The organism is Smaragdicoccus niigatensis DSM 44881 = NBRC 103563 (assembly GCF_000380645.1).
In the GTDB taxonomy this organism is placed as follows: domain Bacteria; phylum Actinomycetota; class Actinomycetes; order Mycobacteriales; family Mycobacteriaceae; genus Smaragdicoccus; species Smaragdicoccus niigatensis.
Genome location: NZ_AQXZ01000004.1, coordinates 17,171 through 38,622, shown reverse-complemented (window position 1 = coordinate 38,622; position 21,452 = coordinate 17,171). Strand labels below are relative to the sequence as shown.

Annotated in this window: 26 protein-coding genes and 1 tRNA gene; 15 read left to right on the top strand and 12 right to left on the bottom strand. The window is 64.1% G+C overall.

Annotated elements, in window-relative coordinates; all coding sequences use genetic code 11:
- The coding region (locus tag F600_RS0100345) for an IS30 family transposase (protein WP_018158582.1) at positions 1-293 on the top strand (293 nt) is incomplete at its 5' end.
- A 49-nt stretch (positions 294-342) separates the two neighbouring features.
- Here the strand turns inward: F600_RS0100345 and F600_RS0100340 are convergent.
- The 3 genes from F600_RS0100340 to sp36 are packed head-to-tail and all read right to left on the bottom strand — an operon-like array spanning position 343 to position 1,753.
- A complete protein-coding gene (locus F600_RS0100340; RefSeq protein WP_018158581.1) occupies positions 343-1,128 on the bottom strand; it encodes an MBL fold metallo-hydrolase in 786 nt (261 codons plus the stop codon).
- A 5-nt stretch (positions 1,129-1,133) separates the two neighbouring features.
- Positions 1,134-1,595, bottom strand: a complete 462-nt coding sequence (locus F600_RS0100335; protein WP_018158580.1) for a RidA family protein — start codon at positions 1,593-1,595, stop codon at positions 1,134-1,136.
- A gap of 2 nt (positions 1,596-1,597) precedes the next feature.
- On the bottom strand, positions 1,598-1,753 hold the full coding sequence (sp36, locus tag F600_RS31415) for a Sp36 family protein (protein ID WP_018158579.1): 156 nt from the start codon (positions 1,751-1,753) through the stop codon (positions 1,598-1,600).
- A 188-nt stretch (positions 1,754-1,941) separates the two neighbouring features.
- Between sp36 and bagA the strand changes: the two genes are divergently transcribed.
- Positions 1,942-2,973, top strand: coding sequence for an ATPase BagA (gene bagA, locus F600_RS0100325; RefSeq protein ID WP_051090691.1), 1,032 nt, complete (start codon positions 1,942-1,944; stop codon positions 2,971-2,973).
- Complete coding sequence (gene bagB / locus F600_RS0100320) at positions 2,970-4,091, top strand: ArsA family ATPase (protein WP_018158577.1); 1,122 nt, start codon at positions 2,970-2,972, stop codon at positions 4,089-4,091. Before bagA ends, bagB begins: the two co-directional genes overlap by 4 nt.
- Positions 4,092-4,238: 147 nt before the next feature.
- Here bagB and F600_RS0100315 read toward each other — a convergent pair whose 3' ends face one another.
- Positions 4,239-4,556: a WhiB family transcriptional regulator gene (locus F600_RS0100315; RefSeq protein ID WP_018158576.1), complete on the bottom strand. Its 318-nt coding sequence runs from the start codon at positions 4,554-4,556 to the stop codon at positions 4,239-4,241.
- 322 nt (positions 4,557-4,878) lie between these two features.
- On the opposite strand from F600_RS0100315, the gene F600_RS0100310 reads away from it, so the two are divergent.
- The 3 genes from F600_RS0100310 to F600_RS0100300 all read left to right on the top strand — a co-directional run bounded on the left by F600_RS0100310 (position 4,879) and on the right by F600_RS0100300 (position 8,417).
- Positions 4,879-7,227: a transglycosylase domain-containing protein gene (locus F600_RS0100310; protein WP_281168270.1), complete on the top strand. Its 2,349-nt coding sequence runs from the start codon at positions 4,879-4,881 to the stop codon at positions 7,225-7,227.
- An 82-nt stretch (positions 7,228-7,309) separates the two neighbouring features.
- Entirely contained in the window at positions 7,310-8,296 is a 987-nt protein-coding gene (locus F600_RS0100305) for a metallophosphoesterase (protein WP_051090689.1), read from the top strand.
- 47 nt (positions 8,297-8,343) lie between these two features.
- Positions 8,344-8,417: transfer RNA gene (locus F600_RS0100300), tRNA-Pro, on the top strand.
- Positions 8,418-8,498: 81 nt separating this feature from the next.
- Here F600_RS0100300 and F600_RS0100295 read toward each other — a convergent pair.
- The 3 genes from F600_RS0100295 to F600_RS0100285 form a co-directional block, all read right to left on the bottom strand.
- Entirely contained in the window at positions 8,499-9,716 is a 1,218-nt protein-coding gene (locus F600_RS0100295; RefSeq protein WP_018158573.1) for a hypothetical protein, read from the bottom strand.
- The gene (locus F600_RS0100290) at positions 9,716-9,940 is read right to left on the bottom strand and encodes a hypothetical protein (protein ID WP_018158572.1); all 225 of its coding nucleotides are present in this window, start codon (positions 9,938-9,940) and stop codon (positions 9,716-9,718) included. The genes F600_RS0100295 and F600_RS0100290 overlap by 1 nt, the downstream gene beginning before the upstream one ends.
- 70 nt (positions 9,941-10,010) lie before the next feature.
- Positions 10,011-10,367 carry an Rv2640c family ArsR-like transcriptional regulator gene (locus F600_RS0100285; RefSeq protein ID WP_026306003.1) on the bottom strand — a complete coding sequence of 119 codons (357 nt, stop codon included), beginning with the start codon at positions 10,365-10,367 and terminating at the stop codon, positions 10,011-10,013.
- Positions 10,368-10,467: 100 nt separating this feature from the next.
- Between F600_RS0100285 and F600_RS0100280 the strand changes: the two genes are divergently transcribed.
- The 4 genes from F600_RS0100280 to F600_RS0100265 are packed head-to-tail and all read left to right on the top strand — an operon-like array spanning position 10,468 to position 12,505.
- Positions 10,468-10,932: an ArsI/CadI family heavy metal resistance metalloenzyme gene (locus F600_RS0100280; RefSeq protein WP_018158570.1), complete on the top strand. Its 465-nt coding sequence runs from the start codon at positions 10,468-10,470 to the stop codon at positions 10,930-10,932.
- Between the two features lie 43 nt (positions 10,933-10,975).
- Positions 10,976-11,353, top strand: a complete 378-nt coding sequence (locus F600_RS0100275) for an ArsR/SmtB family transcription factor (protein ID WP_018158569.1) — start codon at positions 10,976-10,978, stop codon at positions 11,351-11,353.
- Complete coding sequence (locus F600_RS0100270; RefSeq protein ID WP_018158568.1) at positions 11,350-12,099, top strand: aquaporin; 750 nt, start codon at positions 11,350-11,352, stop codon at positions 12,097-12,099. Before F600_RS0100275 ends, F600_RS0100270 begins: the two co-directional genes overlap by 4 nt.
- Positions 12,089-12,505: an arsenate reductase ArsC gene (locus F600_RS0100265; RefSeq protein ID WP_018158567.1), complete on the top strand. Its 417-nt coding sequence runs from the start codon at positions 12,089-12,091 to the stop codon at positions 12,503-12,505. The genes F600_RS0100270 and F600_RS0100265 overlap by 11 nt, the downstream gene beginning before the upstream one ends.
- Here the strand turns inward: F600_RS0100265 and F600_RS0100260 are convergent, their stop codons facing one another.
- Positions 12,506-13,045, bottom strand: a complete 540-nt coding sequence (locus tag F600_RS0100260; protein WP_018158566.1) for a DUF421 domain-containing protein — start codon at positions 13,043-13,045, stop codon at positions 12,506-12,508.
- 160 nt (positions 13,046-13,205) lie between these two features.
- Here F600_RS0100260 and F600_RS0100255 point away from each other — a divergent pair, with 160 nt between their 5' ends.
- Positions 13,206-13,910 (top strand): flavodoxin family protein, encoded by a 705-nt coding sequence (locus tag F600_RS0100255; RefSeq protein ID WP_018158565.1) that lies wholly within the window; start codon positions 13,206-13,208, stop codon positions 13,908-13,910.
- Between the two features lie 29 nt (positions 13,911-13,939).
- On the opposite strand, the gene F600_RS29935 is transcribed toward F600_RS0100255, so the two are convergent.
- Positions 13,940-14,611: a TetR/AcrR family transcriptional regulator gene (locus F600_RS29935; RefSeq protein ID WP_051090688.1), complete on the bottom strand. Its 672-nt coding sequence runs from the start codon at positions 14,609-14,611 to the stop codon at positions 13,940-13,942.
- Positions 14,612-14,813: 202 nt separating this feature from the next.
- On the opposite strand from F600_RS29935, the gene F600_RS0100245 reads away from it, so the two are divergent.
- Together F600_RS0100245 and F600_RS0100240 are read left to right on the top strand one after the other, a co-directional pair.
- The gene (locus F600_RS0100245; protein WP_040629866.1) at positions 14,814-15,743 is read left to right on the top strand and encodes a patatin-like phospholipase family protein; all 930 of its coding nucleotides are present in this window, start codon (positions 14,814-14,816) and stop codon (positions 15,741-15,743) included.
- Entirely contained in the window at positions 15,740-17,194 is a 1,455-nt protein-coding gene (locus F600_RS0100240; RefSeq protein WP_018158562.1) for a flavin-containing monooxygenase, read from the top strand. Before F600_RS0100245 ends, F600_RS0100240 begins: the two co-directional genes overlap by 4 nt.
- A 44-nt stretch (positions 17,195-17,238) precedes the next feature.
- On the opposite strand, the gene F600_RS0100235 is transcribed toward F600_RS0100240, so the two are convergent.
- Positions 17,239-17,856: a TetR/AcrR family transcriptional regulator gene (locus tag F600_RS0100235; protein ID WP_018158561.1), complete on the bottom strand. Its 618-nt coding sequence runs from the start codon at positions 17,854-17,856 to the stop codon at positions 17,239-17,241.
- Positions 17,857-17,947: 91 nt separating this feature from the next.
- On the opposite strand from F600_RS0100235, the gene F600_RS0100230 reads away from it, so the two are divergent.
- Positions 17,948-18,607 (top strand): hypothetical protein, encoded by a 660-nt coding sequence (locus F600_RS0100230; protein WP_018158560.1) that lies wholly within the window; start codon positions 17,948-17,950, stop codon positions 18,605-18,607.
- Between the two features lie 78 nt (positions 18,608-18,685).
- Positions 18,686-19,309, top strand: a complete 624-nt coding sequence (locus F600_RS0100225; RefSeq protein WP_018158559.1) for a TetR/AcrR family transcriptional regulator — start codon at positions 18,686-18,688, stop codon at positions 19,307-19,309.
- A gap of 6 nt (positions 19,310-19,315) precedes the next feature.
- Here the strand turns inward: F600_RS0100225 and F600_RS0100220 are convergent, their stop codons facing one another.
- The gene (locus F600_RS0100220) at positions 19,316-19,873 is read right to left on the bottom strand and encodes a TetR/AcrR family transcriptional regulator (protein WP_018158558.1); all 558 of its coding nucleotides are present in this window, start codon (positions 19,871-19,873) and stop codon (positions 19,316-19,318) included.
- A 39-nt stretch (positions 19,874-19,912) separates the two neighbouring features.
- A complete protein-coding gene (locus F600_RS0100215; RefSeq protein ID WP_018158557.1) occupies positions 19,913-21,451 on the bottom strand; it encodes an acyl-CoA synthetase in 1,539 nt (512 codons plus the stop codon).
- Position 21,452 lies beyond the last annotated feature (1 nt).

Sequence of the window (21,452 nt, the reverse complement as noted above, 5' to 3'; positions counted from 1 at the left end):
AAGGCCGAGAGATGGCCTTGCACGCCAAAATCACCGCCACGATCGGCATGCCGATCTACTTCTGCGACCCGCACTCACCGTGGCAGCGCGGCAGCAACGAGAACACGAACGGGCTTCTGCGCCAATACTTCCCGAAAGGAACGGACCTCTCGTTCCACGGCCCGGGAATCCTCGACAACGTCGCATCCGAGCTCAACGGCCGACCGCGAAAGACCCTCAGCTGGAAAACCCCAGCCGAGGCCCTCGAACAACTACTGTCCAATCCAACCGAACCAGTTGCAGCGACCGCTTGAAACCGCCCTCGATGGCGCCCGCGAGGGGCCGGGTTTTTCGTTGGGCCTTTCAGCCGTGCTGGCGGAGGTAGGCCAATTGGGCCTTCACCGAACTGCGGGCCGCGACCCAGAGTTTCGGATCGACGTCGCGGTAGACGTGTCGGACAACCTTCAATGACCCCGCATCGGGCCCCAGAAGCTTCAGAGCGTCCCGAACTTGATCAAGTCGAGCATGTCTATGGGTGAGGTACTGGCGAGCGACCACGGCCGCGTCAGGATGGTCTGGGCCGTGTGCCGGCAAGAGCACTTTCCCCTCCCCCAACTCGGCGATCCGCTCCAGTGAGTCGAGGTAGTCGGCGAGAGCGGTATCCGAACTGCTGAGAACGGTGGTGCCGCTGCCCAGGATCGTGTCTCCGGTCAGCACCGCATCATCGAGTACGAAGCACAGCGAGTCCTCGGTGTGCCCCGGCGTCCGCACCACGCGAACCGTCAGACCCGCCGCCTCGATGACCTCGCCGTCGGACAGCGACGTCGAATCGCGAACGTACTTGTCGTCGAGCGCACGAACCGGTGCACCAGTGAGCTTGCGGTGACGCTTGATCCCGCCGGTGTGGTCGTAGTGCCAGTGGGTGATGAGCGTCAGTGCGACGTTGCCGGCCGCCGCGGCGACCGCCTCGGCGTGCTTACGGTCTCGCGGACCAGGGTCGATGACGATCGATTCATCCGAGCCCGGAGCCCGCAGAATCCAGGTGTTCGTGCCGTCGATCGTCATCATGCCGGGGTTGGACGCCAGGACCACCCCCGCGGTCTCGGTTACCTGCCGCAGCTGTCCATAGGCGGGATGTTCGAGACCCATCGGCTTTATCCCTGTACCTCGACGATGATCTCGACCTCGACCGACGAGCCCAGCGGAAGTTCCGCGACACCGACGGCGGAGCGAGCGTGCACTCCGGCTTCACCGAAGATCTCGCCCATGAGTTCCGAGGCACCGTTGAGGACCCGCGGCTGCTCGGTGAATCCGGCAGCGGAGGCGACGAATCCGACGACCTTCACGATGCGGACGACGGAATCGATGCCGACCAGGTCGTGGACGGCCGCGAGGGCGTTGAGTCCAGCCAACCGAGCCGCGGCATTCGCCTGCTCGAGCGTGACGTCATCCCCGACCTTGCCGGGGGCCGTAAGGCGCCCCTCGACGAAGGGCAGCTGGCCGGACGTATAGACATACGAGCCGGTTCGAACTGCCGGAACGTACGCGCCGACCGGCTTCGCCGGCGTGGGGAGCACGATGCCGAGGCTGTCGAGCCGGGTGGTCCACGCGGTCATGTTCAGGCCTTGCTGCGCTTGAGATAAGCCACGTGCTGCTGGCCGGTGGGGCCGGGCAACACCGACACGAGCTCCCAGCCGTCCTCGCCCCACTGGTCGAGGATCTGCTTCGTAGCGTGCGTCAGCAGCGGAACAGTCGCATATTCCCACTTGGTCATAGCCGGAAGGCTACCTGCCCGGCCTACCACGAGATCACCCGGCAACCGAAAAATCTCCTACCGCGGGAGGGCGAAATCGGCGTGGGCGGCCCCTACCGTCGGTTCGAAGAAGATCTCCCTGACGTGCCGGAAGGCCGCTGATGACGCTCCTCGACATACCGCCGTTGCGGTACCGCCGAAATGGGACAATGGGACCCGCTAATGTCAACAACGTGACCTCATCGCAACCTGCAACGTGGCCAGCGAAGGCCGCCAAAGCGCGATTGCACTACGTGTCCGGCAAGGGCGGCACCGGCAAGTCGACCGTCGCCGGAGCTCTCGCGCTGGCGCTGGCCGCGGGCGGCCGCCGTGTCCTGCTGGTGGAAGTCGAAGGCCGCCAATCCATTGCGCAGCTGTTCGACCTTCCACCGCTGCCGCCCACGGAGACCAAGATCGCGACCGCCGACGGCGGTGGCGAGGTCGTGGCCCTGGCCCTCGACGTGCCGCACGCGTTCCTCGAATACCTCGAGATGTTCTACAACCTCGGTTTCGCCGGTCGCGCGCTCAAGCGCATGGGCGCGGTCGACTTCGTCACGACGCTCGCTCCGGGTCTCAAGGACGTCATCATCACCGGAAAGATCAAGGAGTGCGTCAACCGGATCGACAAGACGGGTCACCGGACGTACGACGCCATCGTCGTGGACGCGCCGCCGACCGGCCGCATCACGACGTTCCTCGATGTCACCAAGGCGATGGCCGAGATGGCCAAGGGTGGCCCGGTCATGAACCAGGCGATCGGCGTCTCGGAGCTGGTGCACTCGGAGCAGACGATGGTTCACCTCGTCACGCTGCTCGAAGCGCTGCCCGTGCAGGAGACCGCGGATGCCGTCGCGGATCTGACCAGCAACCACTTTCACGTCGGCGCGGTCATCGTCAACCGTGCGAGCGAACCGTTCCTGCCGGCGGACGCGATCGGCGCCGCCGCGGACGGGCGGCTCGACCGGGTTGCGATCGCCGAGTCGCTGCACAAGGCCGGCCTGCCGGTGAACGACACGGCGATCGACGGCCTCCTCACCGAGGCAAGCGAATACGCCATGCGGGTGCAGGCGCAGAACGAGTGCGCCGCAGCACTGGAGAAGGTCGACGTCGCCCGGATGCGCCTCACGGCGCTGACCGACGGCGTCGACCTCGGTGGCATGTATGAGCTCGCCGAACAACTAGCGGAGCAGGGCGTCCGATGACCTCGACTGAATTCGACATCGCGGGAATCCTCGCCGACCCGAACACCAAGGTGATCGTGTGCTGTGGTTCGGGTGGCGTCGGCAAGACCACCACCGCGGCCGCGCTGGCCATGCACGCCGCCGAGAACGGCCGCAAGGTCGTCGTGCTCACGATCGACCCGGCCAAGCGCCTGGCGCAGGCGCTCGGCGTCGAGGAGCTCAACAACACCCCGAAGGCGCTCACTCTCGCACCGAACGCCAAGGGCACGCTCGACGCGATGATGCTCAACATGAAGCGCACGTTCGACGACATGGTTCTCGAACATGCGACGCCGGAGAAGGCCGAGCAGATTCTGGCGAACCCGTTCTACCAATCGATGGCGACCTCGTTCTCCGGAACGCAGGAGTACATGGCGATGGAGAAGCTCGGGCAACTGGTCCAGCAGGGCTCCTGGGATCTCATCGTGGTCGACACTCCCCCGTCCCGGAACGCGCTCGACTTCCTCGACGCCCCCAAGCGGGCAGCGAAGCTGCTCGACGGCCGCATGCTGAAGATGATGACGGCATCAGGCCGCGGGGCCGGCCGACTGCTGACCGGCGCCATGAACCTAGGACTCAAAGCGGTGTCGACGATCATCGGCGGCCAGATGCTCAAGGAGATCACGTTCGTCGTCAGTGCGTTCGACTCGATCTTCGGCGGCTTCCGCGACCGCGCGAACAAGACGTACGAACTGCTGGCTCGCCCCGGCACCTACTTCCTCGTCGTGGCCGCGCCCGAACCGGACCCGCTGCGCGAGGCCGCCTTCTTCGTTGATCGCCTGTCGACCGACCGCATGCCGCTTGCCGGCCTGGTGCTCAACCGCACCCACCCGTCTCTCGCCGAGGTCAACTCGGACCATGCGCTGACCGCGGCCGACAAGATCGAAGCGACCGACAGCTCGGCGCAGGGCGCGGTGGCCTCGGCAGTGCTGCGCATCCACGCGCAGCGCAGCCAGTCGGCCAAGCGGGAACAGCACCTCATGCACCGATTCACCGCGGCCCACCCGAGCGTGCGGTGGAAGCCGGTCCCAGCATTGCCGTACGAGGTCGTCGACCTCGATGCGCTGCGCGCGGTGGCCGATCAGCTCACGCGGGCCTGACACCCCCCAAATTCCGACGGATTGCCGTACTACGCACCTGATCAGGTCCTCGGGACGGCAATCCATCGGGGAGGCCACCCGACACCAGCACACAATTCGGCCCCGTTGGCAGCTTTGCCAGCGGGGCCGAACTGTATCAACGAGTGTTTAGTTGATGGTGGGCTGCTGCGACGCGAAGAACGCCGACCAGGACTTCACGTCCGGGTACTTCTTGAGTAGTGCGCGACGCTGGCGCTCGGTCATGCCGCCCCAGACTCCGAACTCGACGCGGTTATCGAGAGCGTCTGCGCCGCATTCCATTCGGACCGGGCAGTGGCGACAGATGGTGGCTGCCTTACGTTGCGCAGCACCCCGCACGAAAAGCTGATCTGGGTCTACGTCGCGGCATCTTGCCTGCGAGACCCACGCAATCCTGGCCTCGGCCTTCTCGACCTCGAGCCGAGTCAACGGGGTGGACATGTGCATTCGGTTTTGCCCCTTTGCAGATCCGAACACCACTTGCGCGGCGCCCTAGTGGTTTTGTGTCGCCCTCCGCTGGAACACTCCCGCGGCGAACTAACATCACATTCATACCAACTGTTAGCTGTGTCACACTGAGCACATAATTTAGGGAATGCAACTACCAACACGCAAGTCCTGTAACCAATTTTTTTGGTACGGGTGTCCATGCAGTGTTCTAAGCGTCCTCTAAGCGAAGGACAAGATTGTCACGGGTCATGTTCTTTCCGACAAAGACGTGCCCTGACCGCTCCCCGATCCCAGGCCTGAAGGCACGTAGTCTGTCCGGGTGCCGGTCAAGCAAACAGTCGCCAGACTCGCTGGTTGCTGCGTTCTAGCGTCCTTCCTCCTCGCAGGTTTGATCTTCCCGATCGCCGGCGGTCTCGGCTATATGTCGAACCGCGCGGCCGACGCGGTCGACAGCGTCGCCTCGGAGCTGGTTGAAGGCGTGGTTCCGCAGGTCACGACCATGAAAGACGCCAAGGGCAACACCATCGCCTGGCTGTACGAACAGCGTCGATTCGAGGTCCCCAGCGACAAAATCGCCCCGATCATGAAGCTGGCGATCGTGTCCATCGAGGACCGCCGATTCCTGCAGCACGCCGGCGTCGACTGGCAGGGCACGCTCACCGGTCTGATTGGTTTCGCCAACGGTGGCTCCACCGACACCCGCGGTGGCTCGACGATCGACCAGCAATATGTGAAGAACTACCAATTGTTGGTTTTGGCGCGCACCGACGCCGAGCGTCGAGCCGCGATCGAAACGACGCCTGCTCGTAAGATCCGCGAGATCCGGATGGCGCTCACGCTCGACAAGAAACTGAGCAAGGACGACATCCTCACGCGGTACCTGAACCTGGTTCCGTTCGGCAACGGCGCCTACGGCATCGAGAACGCCGCGCAGACGTACTTCGGCGTCAGCGCCGCGGACCTCAGCGTGACGCAGTCCGCGATGCTCGCCGGCATGGTGCAGTCGAGTTCGAAGCTCAACCCCTACACGAACCCGCAGGGTGTCCTCGAGCGTCGCAACACCGTTCTCGACACGATGATCACCAACATCCCCGAGCGGGCGGACGAGTTCCGCGCCGCGAAGAACAAGCCGCTCGGCGTGCTCAAGGAACCGAACACGTTGCCGCAGGGTTGCATCGCGGCATCGGACGAAGGCTTCTTCTGCGATTACGCGCTGCACTACCTCGAGTCGGCCGGTATCTCGCGGGACCAGATCCAGAAGGGCGGATTCCTCATCCGGACGAGCCTGGATCCGGACGTGCAGAAGTCCACGAAGGCCGCGATCGTCAAGTACGCCGACCCGGAGCTCGAGAACATCGCCGAGGTCATGAGCATCATCGCGCCGGGCCAGGATTCGCACAAAGTCGTGGCGATGGCGAGTAGCCGCACGTACGGCCTCGATGGCGACAAGCACGAAACGGTGCAGCCGCAGCCGTACTCGATGGTCGGTGACGGTGCCGGATCGATCTTCAAGCTCTTCACCACCGCCGCGGCCATGGAGAAGGGCCTCGGAACGAGTGCCTACCTCGACGTCCCGGGACGCGTGAACGTGCTCGGCATGGGTCACGGTGGTGCGGCCGGTTGCCCGGCGAACTACTACTGCGTCCAGAACGCCGGTAACTACAAGTCGCCCATGTCCGTGACCGAAGCGCTTGCCACGTCGCCGAACACCGCGTTCGTTCGCCTGATCCAGCAGACCGGCGTCCGGCCGACCGTCGACATGGCGGTCCGCCTCGGACTGCGGTCGTACACGAACCCGGGAACATCCGGATTCAGCGATCAGAGCCTCGCGGACATGATCAAGGAGCAGAACCTCGGTTCGTTCACCCTCGGCCCGACGGCGGTCAACCCACTCGAGCTGTCGAACGTCGCGGCCACGCTGGCATCCCACGGCAAGTGGTGCCCGCCGAGCCCGATCCTCGACATCGTGGACCGAAACGGAAAGAACATTCCGTTGACCGAACAGCCGTGCGAGCAGGTCGTCGAGCCGGGCCTGGCGGACAGCCTCGCCGTCGCGATGGGTTCGGACGACCGGGGCAACGGAACGTCGGCGGGCGCCGCCCGGGCCACCGGATGGACCTGGCCGGTCGCGGCCAAGACCGGAACGACGGAGACCAACCGAAGCTCTGGGTTCCTCGCTTTCACCAACAAGCTCGCCGGCGCTGCGTACATCTACGGTGACTCGCCGACGCCCGGTGAGATCTGCTCGTTCCCGCTGCGGAGTTGTTGGGGCGGAAACCTGTTCGGTGGTCAAGAGCCGGCGATGACGTGGTACACCGCGATCGGCGGGGTGATGGACAAGTTCGGACCGACAGAATTGCCGGAAGCCGACCCGAAGTTCGTCCGCGGCTCGATGAGCGCACAGGTTCCGGATGTGGCCGGCCTGAGCCGGACCTCGGCAGAGTCCACGCTGCGCGCCGCTGGATTCGAACCGTCGGCGGAGTACGTCCAAGGAACGCAGCCGTATGGCACCGCCATCGGCACCTCGCCGGCTGGGTCGGCAGTCCCGGGTACGACGATCGTCCTGCTCCTGAGTGATGGCAGCCAGCGCTACACGGCGGTGCCTTCTCCGTCGGACAACGGGGACCAGCCGACCACTCGGCGAAGGCCAGTCATCCGAGTGAACTGACGCTCATTCCTCAGCAATACCCCAGCGCCCCGCGTATGGCTGTCTCAGCCCGCGGGGCGCTGGCGTGAGTATCATCGGTGCAATGGGAGCTCAGAAGCCGTCACCGGCGCCTAGAGCGGGTCTCGCAGGCCTGCTCACATCGCCGGCCGTGGTCGGACTCGCCACCGCCGGGCTTGGTGCTTTGGCCTATGCGACGCTGATCGAACGCAACCTCTTCACGTTGCGGGAAGCGACTCTCCCGGTTCTGGAGCCGGGTACCCCGAGCCTCAAGATTCTGCACATCTCCGACGCGCACATGACGCCGAACCAGCGCCTCAAGGCGCGCTGGATCGCCGAGCTCGATCGGCTGGACCCGGACCTCGTCGTCAACACGGGTGACAACCTGAGCCACGCGCGGGCGGTTCCGACTGTCGTGCAGGCTTACGACCGCCTGCTGAGTCGTCCCGGCTTCTTCGTGTTCGGAAGCAACGACTACTTCGGGCCGAAGCCGAAGAACCCGTTCCAGTACTTCGACAAGGACCACAAGCGCAGCGGCGGCGCACCGTTGCCGTGGCGGGACATGCGGTCGGCGTTCGTCGAGCGGGGTTGGGTCGACCTCACCCACGTTCGGCATGAGGTCGAGATCAATGGCGTGCGCATCGCGGCCGCCGGCGTCGACGACCCGCACATCAAGCGCGACCGCTACGAGACGATCGGGGGTCCGCCGAACCCGCTCGCGCACCTGCGCCTAGGTGTGGTCCACTCCCCCGAGCCGCGCGTTCTCGATCGCTTCGCGGACGACGGCTATGACCTCGTCCTCGCCGGGCACACGCACGGCGGCCAGCTGTGCCTGCCCTTCTACGGCGCGCTCGTCACCAACTGCGAGCTCGACCGATCCCGCGTCAAGGGCGCGTCGCAGTGGGGCGCGCACATGAAGCTGCACGTTTCCGCAGGAATCGGGACCAGCCCGTGGGCACCGGCCCGCTTCTGCTGCCGCCCCGAGGCCACGCTGCTCACACTGGTGCCCGTCAAGAACCCAGAAATGGGCTCTGACCACGGCGTTTCGCATTCTGAAGCCTCTGTGGGTTAGAGTATCCACGCTGGTTTCCGGAGGTTGATTCAGCCGCCGAGATGCCACGGGGTGTGGCGCAGCTTGGTAGCGCGCTTCGTTCGGGACGAAGAGGTCGCAGGTTCGAATCCTGTCACCCCGACGCTAGGTCGAGATAGCAAAACAACAGCCCCGCAACGGTTTCCGTTGCGGGGCTGTTTTGTTCTCCAATATCGAGCGCGGATTACGTCAGCGCCGCTCGCACGGACTTCAGCGCATCCTGCAGGTGCAGTTCACTCATGCATCGTTCGAAACTCGCGTGGTCCGCGGAGGTCATGGCTCCGCTCCAACTTTCGGCCATGCTCGTCTGCATCTTGTTGTCCTGTTTCGACAGCATGCGCAGCAGCAAGGGCCAGAGGTGCTGACGGGTCGCCGCGTGCGCCAATCGCGCCGGAAGGCCCTCCTCGGTGCTGATGAACGCCGCGAGTATCCGGTATTGGATCGTCGTGTCCGCCCGCTCCGCAACCTCGAGCAGCCCTTTCCACATACCCTCGTCTGAGTTTGCCGCGAGATCGCGTACGACGGTTTCGAGCAGTGCCTGGTCTTGCAACACCGAATTCGCGGCCAGAATGTCGAGCGTTGCCGGGGTCATGTGGCCGATGAATCTGAACAGTTCAGCCGCTGCGCCTTCCGCCACGTAGGTGCGGAACAGGTCTGCGAGCAGCGCCTCATCGGTCACGTCGACCAACGCTTCAGCAGCGATCGCAATGAGCTCGGGATGAATCCTCGACAGGACGGACAGGCTCGCCAGCCTCAGGTCGGTCGGTCCATTGGCAGCGGTTCCAACGAGCCGGCCGATCCGGTCCGGCGATGCCTCGATGATCACCCGCACGATGTTGCTGATGACCTCGCCCGAGTACACATACGCGCCCGTTCGGATCATGCCCTCGTCATCGTCGATTCCGGCCTCGACCGCTTTGATCAGCTCCGGGGTTGCCGCGTCGACGAAAAGACCACCGGTGAAGTAATCGCGCCGCTTGAAGAGTTCCTTGGCAATCGCCACCACCGGAGGGTGCGGCGCGAGATGCGCGATCTTCTCGACCGCACGCGGGTCGACGAACGGCGCGGCGCTGGCCCCATATTCGGGCTTGACGAGCGTGAGCGCCGAGACCGACTTCTTGGGGTGCGCGACGGCGATGGCACCCGCGGCACGTCCCGCCATTTCGGGCGGGCAGACCCGTTGCACGATGGGCATCACGATCGGCAGCGGGACGATGGGGACGAGCATGCTCACCCGCCGGAAGACATCCGCATTGTCGTCGAACATGACGTGCGACATCGCTTCGCGAAGATCCTTCAGCTTCTTGGCGCCGAGGCGTTCGAGATGCGCGACGCGGTCTTCAGGAACATGCAGTTGGCGGGCAAGCAGCGTGATCTGCGCCCTCGTGACCAGCTCGCTCATCACTTGCCCTTCGGGAAGACGATCGCGCGAGCGGTGCCGCGGAAGAGCCGTGGCAGCGCACTGATGGTTTCGTCGATCGCGGCTTCGAGCGCCTTCCCTTCGAAAGCACGAGCCGCGGTGAACATCTGCAGGAGGTCGGAGGCTTCGTCCGGACTCAAGTCGTCGAGCGCGTCATGTCCACCGGGGAGCTGTGTCTTGAGGGTCGTTCTGGCATCTACCGTCATTACTCGAGACTGCTCGAAACACCCTGGTGAGCGCGGTGTTTCTACCAATCTCGGTGCGCCGGCTGGGAACCTAACAGCACCTGGGATCGAGCACGAAACACAGCGCGGACAGCGCGTCCCGGTTGCCACGGTGGTTGACGCTCATGCCGTCGCGCTCAGATTCGACGAGTCCGGCATTGCGCAACTGCCCGAGGTGGTGACTGACCGTGGCGTCGGTGAGTCCGACCGCCGAAGCGAGTCGGCCCGTCGTTTCCTGTCCCTCGGAACTCGTGAGCAGCAACGACATCAACTTGATCCGAACCGGGTCGGCCAGCGCTTTGAGACGGAGGGCCACCTGCAAAGCGGCCTCGTCGCTGACGGGCGCTGCCGCCACTGGCGTGCAGCACACAGGTGTGGAGATATCGAGAATCGGCAGCGCCTTCGGCATGAATCAAGTATGCCAAAGGTCTTGACATATATCTAAAAGGTGCAGCATTCTGATGTCGTCAGCTATTTGACATATGTCTCACAGGTGGAGGTTTCCTGTCATGTCTCGTATCCAGCTCGCCATCAACGTCGACGACCTTGACCAGTCCGTCGCGTTCTACTCGAAGCTCTTCGGAGCCCAACCGGCCAAGCTCAAGCCGGGCTACGCCAACTTCGCGATCGCCGAGCCGGCATTCAAGCTCGTGCTGATCGAAAATCCCGGCAACGGCGGTTCGCTCAACCACCTCGGCGTTGAGGTCGAGTCCTCGCAGAAGGTGCACGACGAAATTGCCCGCCTGGCCGGCGAAGGCTTGTTCACTCAGGAGCAGATCGGCACAACCTGTTGCTTCGCCACCCAGGACAAGGTGTGGGTGGGCGCACCCGACGGCGAACAGTGGGAGGTGTACACCGTCCTGGCCGATTCCGAGACCTTCGGCACGAGCCGCGACCTGCTCGCCAACCCCGACACGGCCTGCTGCACCAGTCAGAAAGCCGACTCCGCAGGCAAGGTCGCAGCCTGCTGCTGAGCCTCGTGTTGCTCCTTGATTCGACACACGTCAATATTGATGCGTGTCGAATCAAGGACTCCCGCTGACCGACGTGTCGGCCGACTGCGCGACGCAGCCGCGGCGATGGGAACCACTCTCCGCGAACGAAGCCGTCGAACTCGCAGCCAAGCTGCGCGCACTCGCCGATCCGGTTCGGCTGCGGCTCATGAGCCAAGTTGCAAGCCGTACCGACCTGGAAGCCTGCGTGTGCGACGTATCGGCCGGTATCGACCTATCGCAGCCGACGATTTCCCATCATCTCAAGGTGCTCCGCGAAGCGGGCCTTCTCGAGGCGGAACGACGTGGAACGTGGGTCTATTACCGGATAGTTCCCGGTGCTCTGCAACAACTTTCGAGTCTCCTCGGGACCGGCCGTCTCGAGATGGTGGGTGACCGGTGACAACAAGTCCCCTAGCCCGCCGGCTTGTCGCGGAGTTCATCGGCACTGCGCTGCTGGTCACCGTCGTGGTCGGCTCGGGCATCGCCGCTGCATCTTTGTCGCCCGACGACGTTGGGTTGCAGCTGTTGCAGAACTCGACCGCGACCGTGCTCGGGCTCGGTGTGCTGATTCTGCTGTTCGGGCCAGTGTCCGGCGCGCACTTCAATCCCGTGGTTTCGGCTGCGGACTGGCTGCTCGGCCGTCGCACCGGCACCGGACTGTCGCTCCGTGACGTCGCCGCGTACGCGGTCGCCCAGATCGCCGGCGCCATCACCGGTTCGGTGCTGGCGAACGTCATGTTCGACCTGGCCGCATTCCAGATCTCCCATAAGGACCGCATCACCACCGGTCACGTTGTCGGGGAGGTCGTGGCCACCGCGGGCCTGATCGCCCTGATCTTCGCATTGGCCCGCACCGGCCGGGCCGCGTTATCGGCGGCCTCGGTCGGCGCCTACATCGGTTCGGCGTACTGGTTCACCAGCTCGACCTCGTTCGCCAACCCCGCCGTCACGATCGGCCGGATCTTCTCCGACACCTTCGCCGGCATTTCGCCGAACTGCGTTACGCAGTTCATTGCCGCCCAGATCGTCGGCGGCCTGATCGGCCTGGGCTTGATCGTCCTGCTCTACCCCGATGCGGCCACTGCCGCGGACGACGTCGTCATTCCGCACAATGAATCGAAAGCGATTGCGCCTCATGACAACTGACAAGCCGAGTGTTCTGTTCGTCTGCGTCCACAACGCGGGCCGCTCGCAAATGGCGGCCGGGTTCCTCACCGCACTCGGCGGAGACGGAGTCGAAGTCCGATCGGCGGGCAGCGCTCCCGCTGAGTCCATCAACCCCTCAGCGGTCGAGGCCATGGGCGAGGTCGGTATCGACATCTCGGACCAGAAGCCCAAGATCCTGACCGGTGCTGCGGTCGAAACCTCTGATGTCGTCATCACGATGGGCTGCGGCGACGCGTGCCCCTACTACCCGGGTGTGCGGTTTCTCGACTGGAAGCTCGACGACCCGGCCGGCAAAGGGGTCGAGGCAGTTCGCCCGATCCGCGACGAGATCGAGAAGCGGGTCCGCGGCCTGCTGGCCGAACTCGGCGTTCCCGCAAACAGATAATCAGAACCAGTTCGCCGCACCATTTCTCGTGGACGACGCCATATCGTCGAGCAGCCATGGTTCGACCTCGCCACGGACGACGCTGATCATCCCGTTTCGCTCCAGGACCAGATACTTGACGTCGCCGAGTCGATGGACTCCAGCGCGCCGAAGGGCCTGGCGGACATCGTTTTCGTGAACATGGGCTTTCCGGAGTTCGCGGCGCCTCAACTGGCCGTCGACCGCGAGCAGGACCGGGCTGCCGTTGAGGAAGCGGTCGCCAGCGGACGTCATCGCAACGACCCCCAGCGTTCCGCGCACGACGAACAGTGTGCATAGTGCAGTCACTCCGACGCCCAGGGTGGGCACCTGGAGAAGCGCAGTGCGACCGATGATCGCCCCGACCGCCACAAAGGCTGCGAAGTCAAACGGCGCGTAGTTGCTGAGTCCGCGTGATCCCGTCACGCGTGACAGCAGGAGGAAGACGGCATACATCGCGACCGTGACGACAACAGTGGTCATGAAGGTCGCCGCGTCAAGACTGAACTGATGAGCGAGCATGCCGACATCATCGATGACGTTCCCGCACAACGCTCTGCGGTCACTCTTTCGTCAGAAATCCGGCACCCCGCCAGGAGTAGCGTCAGGCGTGCAACAAGCCTGGTAGAGGATGTTTCACTCCAACTCGGGCTTGCCGTCGATCCGATGCGAGGAGAGGTTCATGGCCGACTACAGCGACCTGAAGGCGTTGTTCATCAACTGCACGCTCAAGCCGTCTCCCGAGGTCAGCAACACGCAGGGCCTCATCGACATCAGCACTGGGATCATGCGGGCGAACGGGGTCGTCGTTGACGAGATTCGCGCCGTCGATCACGACATCGCGACCGGCGTGTGGCCAGACATGACCGAGCACGGCGTTGCCTCAGACGAGTGGCCGGTTCTATTCGAGCGGGTCATGGCCGCCGACATCCTCGTCCTTGCCGGACCGATCTGGCTTGGCGACAACAGCTCGGTGATGAAGCGAATCCATGAGCGCCTCTACGGAAACTCGCACCTCCTCAACGAGGCCGGGCAATACAAGTACTACGGACGCGTCGGCGGTTGCCTCATCACCGGCAATGAAGACGGGGTCAAGCACTGCGCGCAGAACGTGCTGTACACGCTGCAGCACATCGGCTACACCATTCCACCGCAGGCCGATGCTGGCTGGATCGGTCCGGCCGGCCCTGGGCCCTCCTATCTCGATCCGGGTTCAGGTGGACCAGAAAACGACTTCACGAATCGCAACACGACGTTCATGACCTGGAATCTGATGCACTTCGCACGGATGCTCAAAGACGCAGGCGGAGTGCCCGCGCACGGGAACCAGCGCTCCCAATGGGACGCAGGCTGTCGGTTCGACTTCGTGAATCCGGAGTACCGCTGACGCAATGGGCAGCTGATCGAACCGACGGGTCAGATCGTCGGCGCCACGATCATCAGGACCACCCGGCTGATCTCGTCGGTGAGGTCGGGAAGGGTATCGGCGGTGTGATGCACCAGGTGATGGGCGATCATCTCCACGCCACCGCCCACGAGAATGCGGACAACGCCTGACTCCAACTCCGGCAGACGTGGACTGAGTTCTCGCCGCAATTGCTGAAGTCGCGGGGTGATCGTGGTCGTGAACTGCTCGATCGCCGCGTCCCGTCGTCGACGGACCTCGTCGCCCGCACCGAGCACCTCGAGAAAGAACAGGCGCGCAGCCGCAGGGTTGTACGACAGCAGGGTGAGCAGGCTTCGCATGATCCCCCGCAGGTCAGCGGGATCGGTTGAACTCTCGGCCGACGATGCCGCGACGCCGGCGTCACGGAGGAAGCGGTCAAAAGCGCGGTAGGCAGCGACGACCACCGCTTCCTTGGACTCGAACATCTCATAGAACGTCTTACGCGAGACGCCGGCCCGCTTGACGATGTCCATCACAGTGGTTGCGGCGTAGCCCTCGGTTCCGAAGAGTTCGATCGCGGCGTTGATGATCCGCGCCGATTGGCTGCTTTCGACCTGCTCACGGGTCAGATTGTGCCGATGGCGCGGCAGACTTCCGTTGTGCTGGTCCGGCACGATCTCGCCGCGCGCAGTCTCAAGCATCGCAGCCTCCTGCCGGGTCGTCGTCTCGGTTTTCAGTCTAAGTGTCGTCGAAACGACCGTTGACAATCCAGAAACAGACTGTACTCTAATTTTCGACCCATTGAGAAACAGGTTGTTTCTGATTCTCGCCGTTGTCGCTCGGGGCGACTACGGAAAGGGCGAGGTAGGCAACGAGGCCCGCCTCGACGAAAGGAATTCAACAATGTCCCTCAAACGTGGACTCGTCATCGGCTGCGGCGGCACCCTCGGCGGCGCCTGGACAATCGCCGCACTCAAGGCGCTGTCGAACCACCTGGACTGGGACCCGCGGACTGCCGATCTCCTGCAAGGTACGTCGGCCGGCGCTGAGCTGGTCACGATGATCGGCAGCGGGGTCAGCGTCGACGACCTGGTCGCCATGCAGCGCGGAACTGCGCAGGACCCTCGCCTTCGTGCCCACCTGGCCGCAACACCCGGCATGCTGCCGCCGCTCCCCCGGCCGAAGCTCGGATCGGCTCTTCTGCCGCTGCGGGCCAGCGGACTAGTCGGACTCTCCGGCCTGGCTCCGGTCGGCGCCGGAGATCCCACGTGGCTTCAGCGCCTTGCGGATTCCTTTGCGCCCGGCGGGGGTTGGGTATCGCACAAGAACACCCGTTTGGTGGCGGTCAACTATCGGACGGGTGAGCGGGTCGCCTTCGGGGCGCCCGGGAGTCCGTCAGCGTCCATCGGCGAAGCGCTTCGCGCCTCGTGGGGAATTCCTGGCTGGTTCCCCCCGGTCGAAATCGGGGGCAGCAGCTACGTCGACGGCGGTGTCGCCTCGACCGCTTCGCTTGACCTCGTCGCCGATGCCGGCCTCGACGAGGTGATCGTCGTGGTTTCGATGGCCTCGCTGTCCAGCGGTAGCGCTCCCGGTCCCATCGGGGCGGCCGAGTGGCTGCTGCGTCGCCGGATGACGGCGACTCTGCGCAAGGAGATCGCGGTTGTCGAGCAGACGGGCACGCGCGTTGTCGTCGTCGATGTGACTGCCGAAGACCTCGCTGTCATGGGTGGAAACTTCATGGACCACCGCCGACGTTCGGATGTTTTCGAGTACTCGATGTCGGCGCTGGCCGAGCGGGTCACGTCGATCTCGATGTCAGGGGTGACCGCATGACCACGAAGCACGTGCACGCAATCGTCATCGGAGCCGGAATGGCCGGAATTGCGATGGGCGTCTCGCTCCGCAAGGCCGGCATCAACGACTTTGTCATCCTCGAGAAGGGCGATGACGTCGGCGGAGTGTGGCACTGGAACCACTACCCGGGGTTGACCTGCGACGTTCCCTCGCACCTATACCAGTACTCGTTCGCGCCGAAGCCGGACTGGTCTCGTCTCTTCGCCACCGGCCCGGAGATCCAGCGCTACCACCGTGCCGTTGCCGAAGACTTCGGCCTGATGCCGCACGTCGAGACGAACGCGGAGGTCGTCTCGGCGGTCTACTCCGATGGCGGCTGGGACGTCGAGACTGCGACCAGTCAGAAGTACCGCACCGACTTCCTGATTTCGGCGACGGGCGTGCTGCACCACCCGGCCATCCCGGACATCGACGGGCTCGAGAGCTTCGACGGCCCGGTCGTCCATACCGCCCGCTGGGACGACGATCTCGTCACCGACGGCAAGCGGATCGCTGTAATCGGCACCGGCTCGACCGGTGTGCAGGTAGTCAGCGCGTTGCAATCCGGCGCGGCCCAGGTCACCCATTTCACGCGGACGCCGCAGTGGATCCTGTGGGGACCGATGGATGTGCAGCAGCCCAAGATCGTCGGCAGCGTGTTGGGTCGCGTGCCGTTCGCGAACAAGCTGCTGTACCGCGGTCTCCTCGAAGGGTCGGGAATTCTGGCCGACATCACCACAAGGAAGACCTGGCGGCGGACTGTCGCCCAAAACGCAGCCCGCGTGCAACTTCTTCGAGTACGCAACCGGCAGCTGCGGCGCAAACTCACCCCCGACTACGAGCCCTTCTGCAAGCGGCAGGTCGTTTCCGGCGCCTACTACACAGCGGTTCAGCAGCGAAACGTCGAACTCGTCGACACCGGCATCGAGCGGGTCACCGAGAACTCGATCGTCACCGCGGATGGACGCGACCGAAAGTTCGACATCATCGTCCTCGCAACGGGATTCCAGGCGCACAACTACATGCGACCGATGAATCTCGTCGGGCGCGATGGACTGACGATCGACGACGCCTGGGCGAAGGGGCCGCGCGGCTACCGCATGACGGCGATCCCCGGCTTCCCGAACTTCTTCACACTCCTCGGCCCGAACTCACCGACGGGCTCCGTGTCGTTGCAGTTCACCGCAGAGCTCACGTCCCGCTACATCATCCAGATCATGAAGCGGTTCCGTCGTGGCGAGTTCACCGCGATCGAGCCCACGCAGGAGGCGGCCGACGAGTTCAACGACGAGGTACGCGAAGCCATCGGACCGACCATCTGGAACACCGGCGGCTGCAACTCCTGGTACCAGAACGAGGACGGAACCATCGACCTGTGGCCCTGGGATCGCAAGACCATGGCGAAGATGCTCAGCACTCCGGACGACCGGCACTACCACTTCACTCGTTAAGGAAGCTCAACAGGAGCGCCGCGTCGCCGGCAACTGAACCCGCTCTACGCAGCGGCAACGCCCCGGAAGATGAGATCGACCGCTGCCGCAGCCGTCGATCGAATCACCTCACGATCGGACGTGGGACTCAGTCCGAGATACGACGTGCCGATGGTCAGGCCCACGACCGCACGGGCGGTGGCAACGCTGTCGAGGTCGGCGTGGAGATAGCCGGCGGCCTTGCCGTATTCGATGTATCGCGAGGCGAATTCGACAAACGACTCGACCATCCCGAAGATCTGGTTCCCGACCTCCGCCCCGGGGCTCAGACTCTGAATGAGCAGCAGCCGGACGACCCGCCGGTCGCGCGTGACATCTCCGATCGCAAGGGAGATGCGCGCGACCTGTGCGCGGTATTCCTCGAGCGTCCGGGCCGCACCGGGCGCGTTCTCCGCCGTCAAGCTCGCACGTAGTCGCGCGATCGTGTTGTCGATGACCTGCTCGAGGATTTCCTGCTTCGACTCGAACTGCCGATAGAAGGTCGAGTTCCCGATCCCCACGCGTTCGGCGATGTCCGCCACGCCCGCCTGCGCGAATCCGCGCTCGGCGAAGATGTCGAACGCCGCGTCGACGATCTCCTCCCGGAGCGCCTGCCTGCGCCTTTCGGAATAACTAGGACCCACATGCCCATATTAGGTCTATTGACTCCATAACGGAATGATGATTCCCTAATGGACGTCAGGCACTCAGCCTCGTAGCAAAGGAGCTACCTCCATGACCGCATCATTCGCCACCTCGACCGTCGCCGACCGCCTTGACGCACTGCAGGCGCTGGCCAAGACCGACCCGAAGGCCGCCCAGGACGCCGCTTGGACCTGGATGGAAGACCTCGGCCAGCAGCTTCCCGGCCAGGCCGCAGACGACGAGCTCATGCAACTGTTCTCCCTCGGCACCCCCGCCGACGTCGACGGACAGACCTACGGCATGCTGATCGGCTTCCGCGCCAAGCCGGAGGGCATCAACCGCGGCGGCGAGATCATCTACACGATCGCCAAGGCCTTCGTCAGCACCTTCGGTGTCCCGTGGCTCGGCAAGAAGTTCGACCAGGCGGCGATGCGCGGTACCAACACGATGACCCGTCTCGCCGAGGTCGCGCTTCCGATCCTCGCGCGGTACCGCACGCGCAAGGCCGCTGGCAACACCTGCGAGGGCTTTGACATGCTGAACCGCTTCGAGGACAGCGTCGTCGCACCGGGTACCCGGATCCTCGTCCTCGACTACGAAGACGCGAGCCTCGGCAACCCGTGGCCGGTCAACCAGATCCGCGATGAAGCCGTTCAGATCGTGCCCGGCACCTACATCGGAGCCAAGATCTGGCACCAGGAAAGCGGATACAAGCAGATCGCCTGGTGGGCCAGCAAGCTCGACGTCTGATCAAATTCACACCGCAAGGCCCGGCTCGTCCACGCGACGAAGCCGGGCCTTGCACTGTTCCGAACTAGGCTTACCGCTATGTCACAACCCGCTTCGTACGCTGAGCGACGCAAGCAGGCGTTGCGACAGGAGATCATTGACGCCGCGTTCGACATCTTCGCTGAGCGTGGTTATCACGAGACCGGGATCGCCGACATCGCCGCTCGGGTCGGGATCGGGAACTCGACCTTCTATCGGCAGTTCGAGTCGAAGCAGGAAATTCTCGAGCAGGTCATCGAGACGACGATCGCGCGAATGCTCGCGTCCGTCTCCAACGAGAACGCCCCCGAGGCGGCGCACACCCTCGACGAATACCGCAAGCAGGTCGAACGCATCGCCGCCTCGCTGCAGGAAACCCTCGCCGATTCCCGCGTCACCCGTCTGATGTTCGTACAGAGCCTCAGCGCGGGCCCAGATATCGAAGCTCGCTTCTTTTCACTGAGCGAGCTCGCGGTCACGCTCACCAGCACCTACATCGACCACGGCAAGGAATTCGGCTATCTCGAGCCGAGCCTCGACAGTCTTGGAACGGCCCGCGCCCTCGTCGCCATGATCATCGGTGCCGGACTGTTGAGCCTGAACCCGCACGTCGAACAGAGCATCCGCGACCGAACCGTCAAGTCCGCCGTCGATCTGATCTTCGAGGGCGTCACCAAGTCTTGACAGGTATCAGTGCACCGCGCGGTCCGGGACGCGGCGGAAGACCATTTCCTCGAGTTCGGTGAAGAGGAGGTTGTAGTCTTCGGCGCTCACGGGTGAGCGCCACTGCTGCAGCCCGACAAGCAGTGTCATGCCGAGCACGGACAGCTTGTCCGCTTCTTCCTTCCCGACGATGGGTTCGAAGACCTCGACCATCGCGGCCTGGCGCTTCTCGTCGACACGCTTCTGCACCACCGCCACCGCCGGATTCGTGTGGGCCCAACCCCGAATTGCGGCTTCTGCCTCGTGCGGCAGACGGGCCGCGAGGTCTTTGAGCAGATGCACCCGGTCATACGGGTCGGGCACTTCACGCGACAACTGCACCAAGCGCTCGGTCTGCGTCTGCTCCCAGTGGACGAGGAAGTCATCGACGAACCCGTCGAAGCTGCCGAAGTAACCGTAGAACGATCCCGTTGTCACCTTGATCGCCTTGCACAGCGGCGCAATCTTGAGCGCGCCGGCGCCCTGTGTCGCGAGCAGATTCGTCGCGGCCGCGAAATAGTCGTCGCGTGTGACCAACAGGCGCATCTCTCCACCCCCAACCTGGAACCCCGGATATAACGCAGATTACAACCCGGCCGCGGCGTACTGCGCGACCAGCAGTCGCTTGACCAGCTTGCCCGTCTCCGAGCGCGGAAGCTGCGAGACAAAGTCCACGGTCTTCGGCGCTTTGAAGGCCGCAACCTGCGACTTCGCATGCTCGATAAGCTGATAAGCGAGCGCCGCGGACCCCGAGACGCCGTCGCGAAGCTGGACGACCGCCTTGACCTCCTGGCCCAATGCCGGGTCCGGCACACCGATCACGGCCACGTCGAACACCGCCGGATGCAGCGTCAGCGCATCCTCCACTTCGCGCGGATAGATGTTCACGCCACCGGAGATGATCATGAACGACTGGCGATCGGTGAGAAACAGATAACCGTCACCGTCGACGTAGCCGATGTCCCCGACCGTGGTCCAGTTCGGATGGTCCGGGTGCTCGGTCTGCGCGGTCTTCTCCGGGTCGTTGTGATAGCTGAACGGCCTGGTCTCGCGTTCGAAGTACACGAGGCCGGGCTCCCCCGAGGCGAGTTCGTCCCCGGACTCAGCACAGATGTGAACGGGCCCGAGCATGCTTCGGCCGACCGAACCGCGCTTGGTGAGCCACTCCGTCGAGGTGATGACCGTAAGTCCGTTGCCCTCCGTCGACGAGTAGTACTCCACGAGGATCGGACCCCACCAATCGATCATCATCTCCTTGACATCGGGCGGGCAGGGAGCCGCGGCATGAATCGCCATTCGCAGGCTCGAGACGTCATAGCTGAAACGTCGATCTTCGAGTTGCAGCATCCGAACGAACATCGTCGGCACGACCTGCGTGACTGTGACCTGGAATTTCTCGATCGCGGCCAGCATCTCGACCGCCTTGAATCGTTCGAGCACGACGACCGTTCCGCCATAGGCGTGGACGAACCCACACCAGCGCAGCGGCGCGGCGTGATAGATCGGCGCCGGCGACAAGTAGACGTCGGATGCGTTGATGCCGAACGCTTTTCCGACCAGCCCGGTCAGCGGGTCGCCGGGCTGGTCGACCGCGATTGGGAGAAGCGGTGGCTTCACTCCCTTCGGACGCCCGGTGGTGCCGGACGAATAGAGCATGTCGCTCCCGCGGGGCTGCTCAGCCAATTCGCGATCACCCGAGCTGGCGAGGAGGTCCTCAAACGATGCGTATCCCTCGAGCGCTCCGCCGAAGCTGTAGGCGCTGCCGATGCTCGGCGTCAGTCTTCGCACCTCTTCGGCGAGGTCACCCAGGTGTGCGGAACCGATGAGCACCTTCGCACCGCTGTCTTGTGCGATGTACGCGGCTTCGTCGGCCGTCAGGTGGAAGTTGATCGCCGTGAGGTACAGACCGGACCGAAGCGCGGCCCAGTAGATGGTGAAACACTCTGCGGCGTTGTCGCTGAGCATGGCAACGACATCACCCTTGCGAAGCCCGAGGTCATGCAGTGCGACCGCGAGTTGGCGGGAGGCATCATCGAGTTCGCGGTAGGTCACCACTCGCCCGGACCCGGCCATGATGACCGCCGGTTTGTCGGGGGTGGTGATGGAGAAGGTCCCTGGATACATG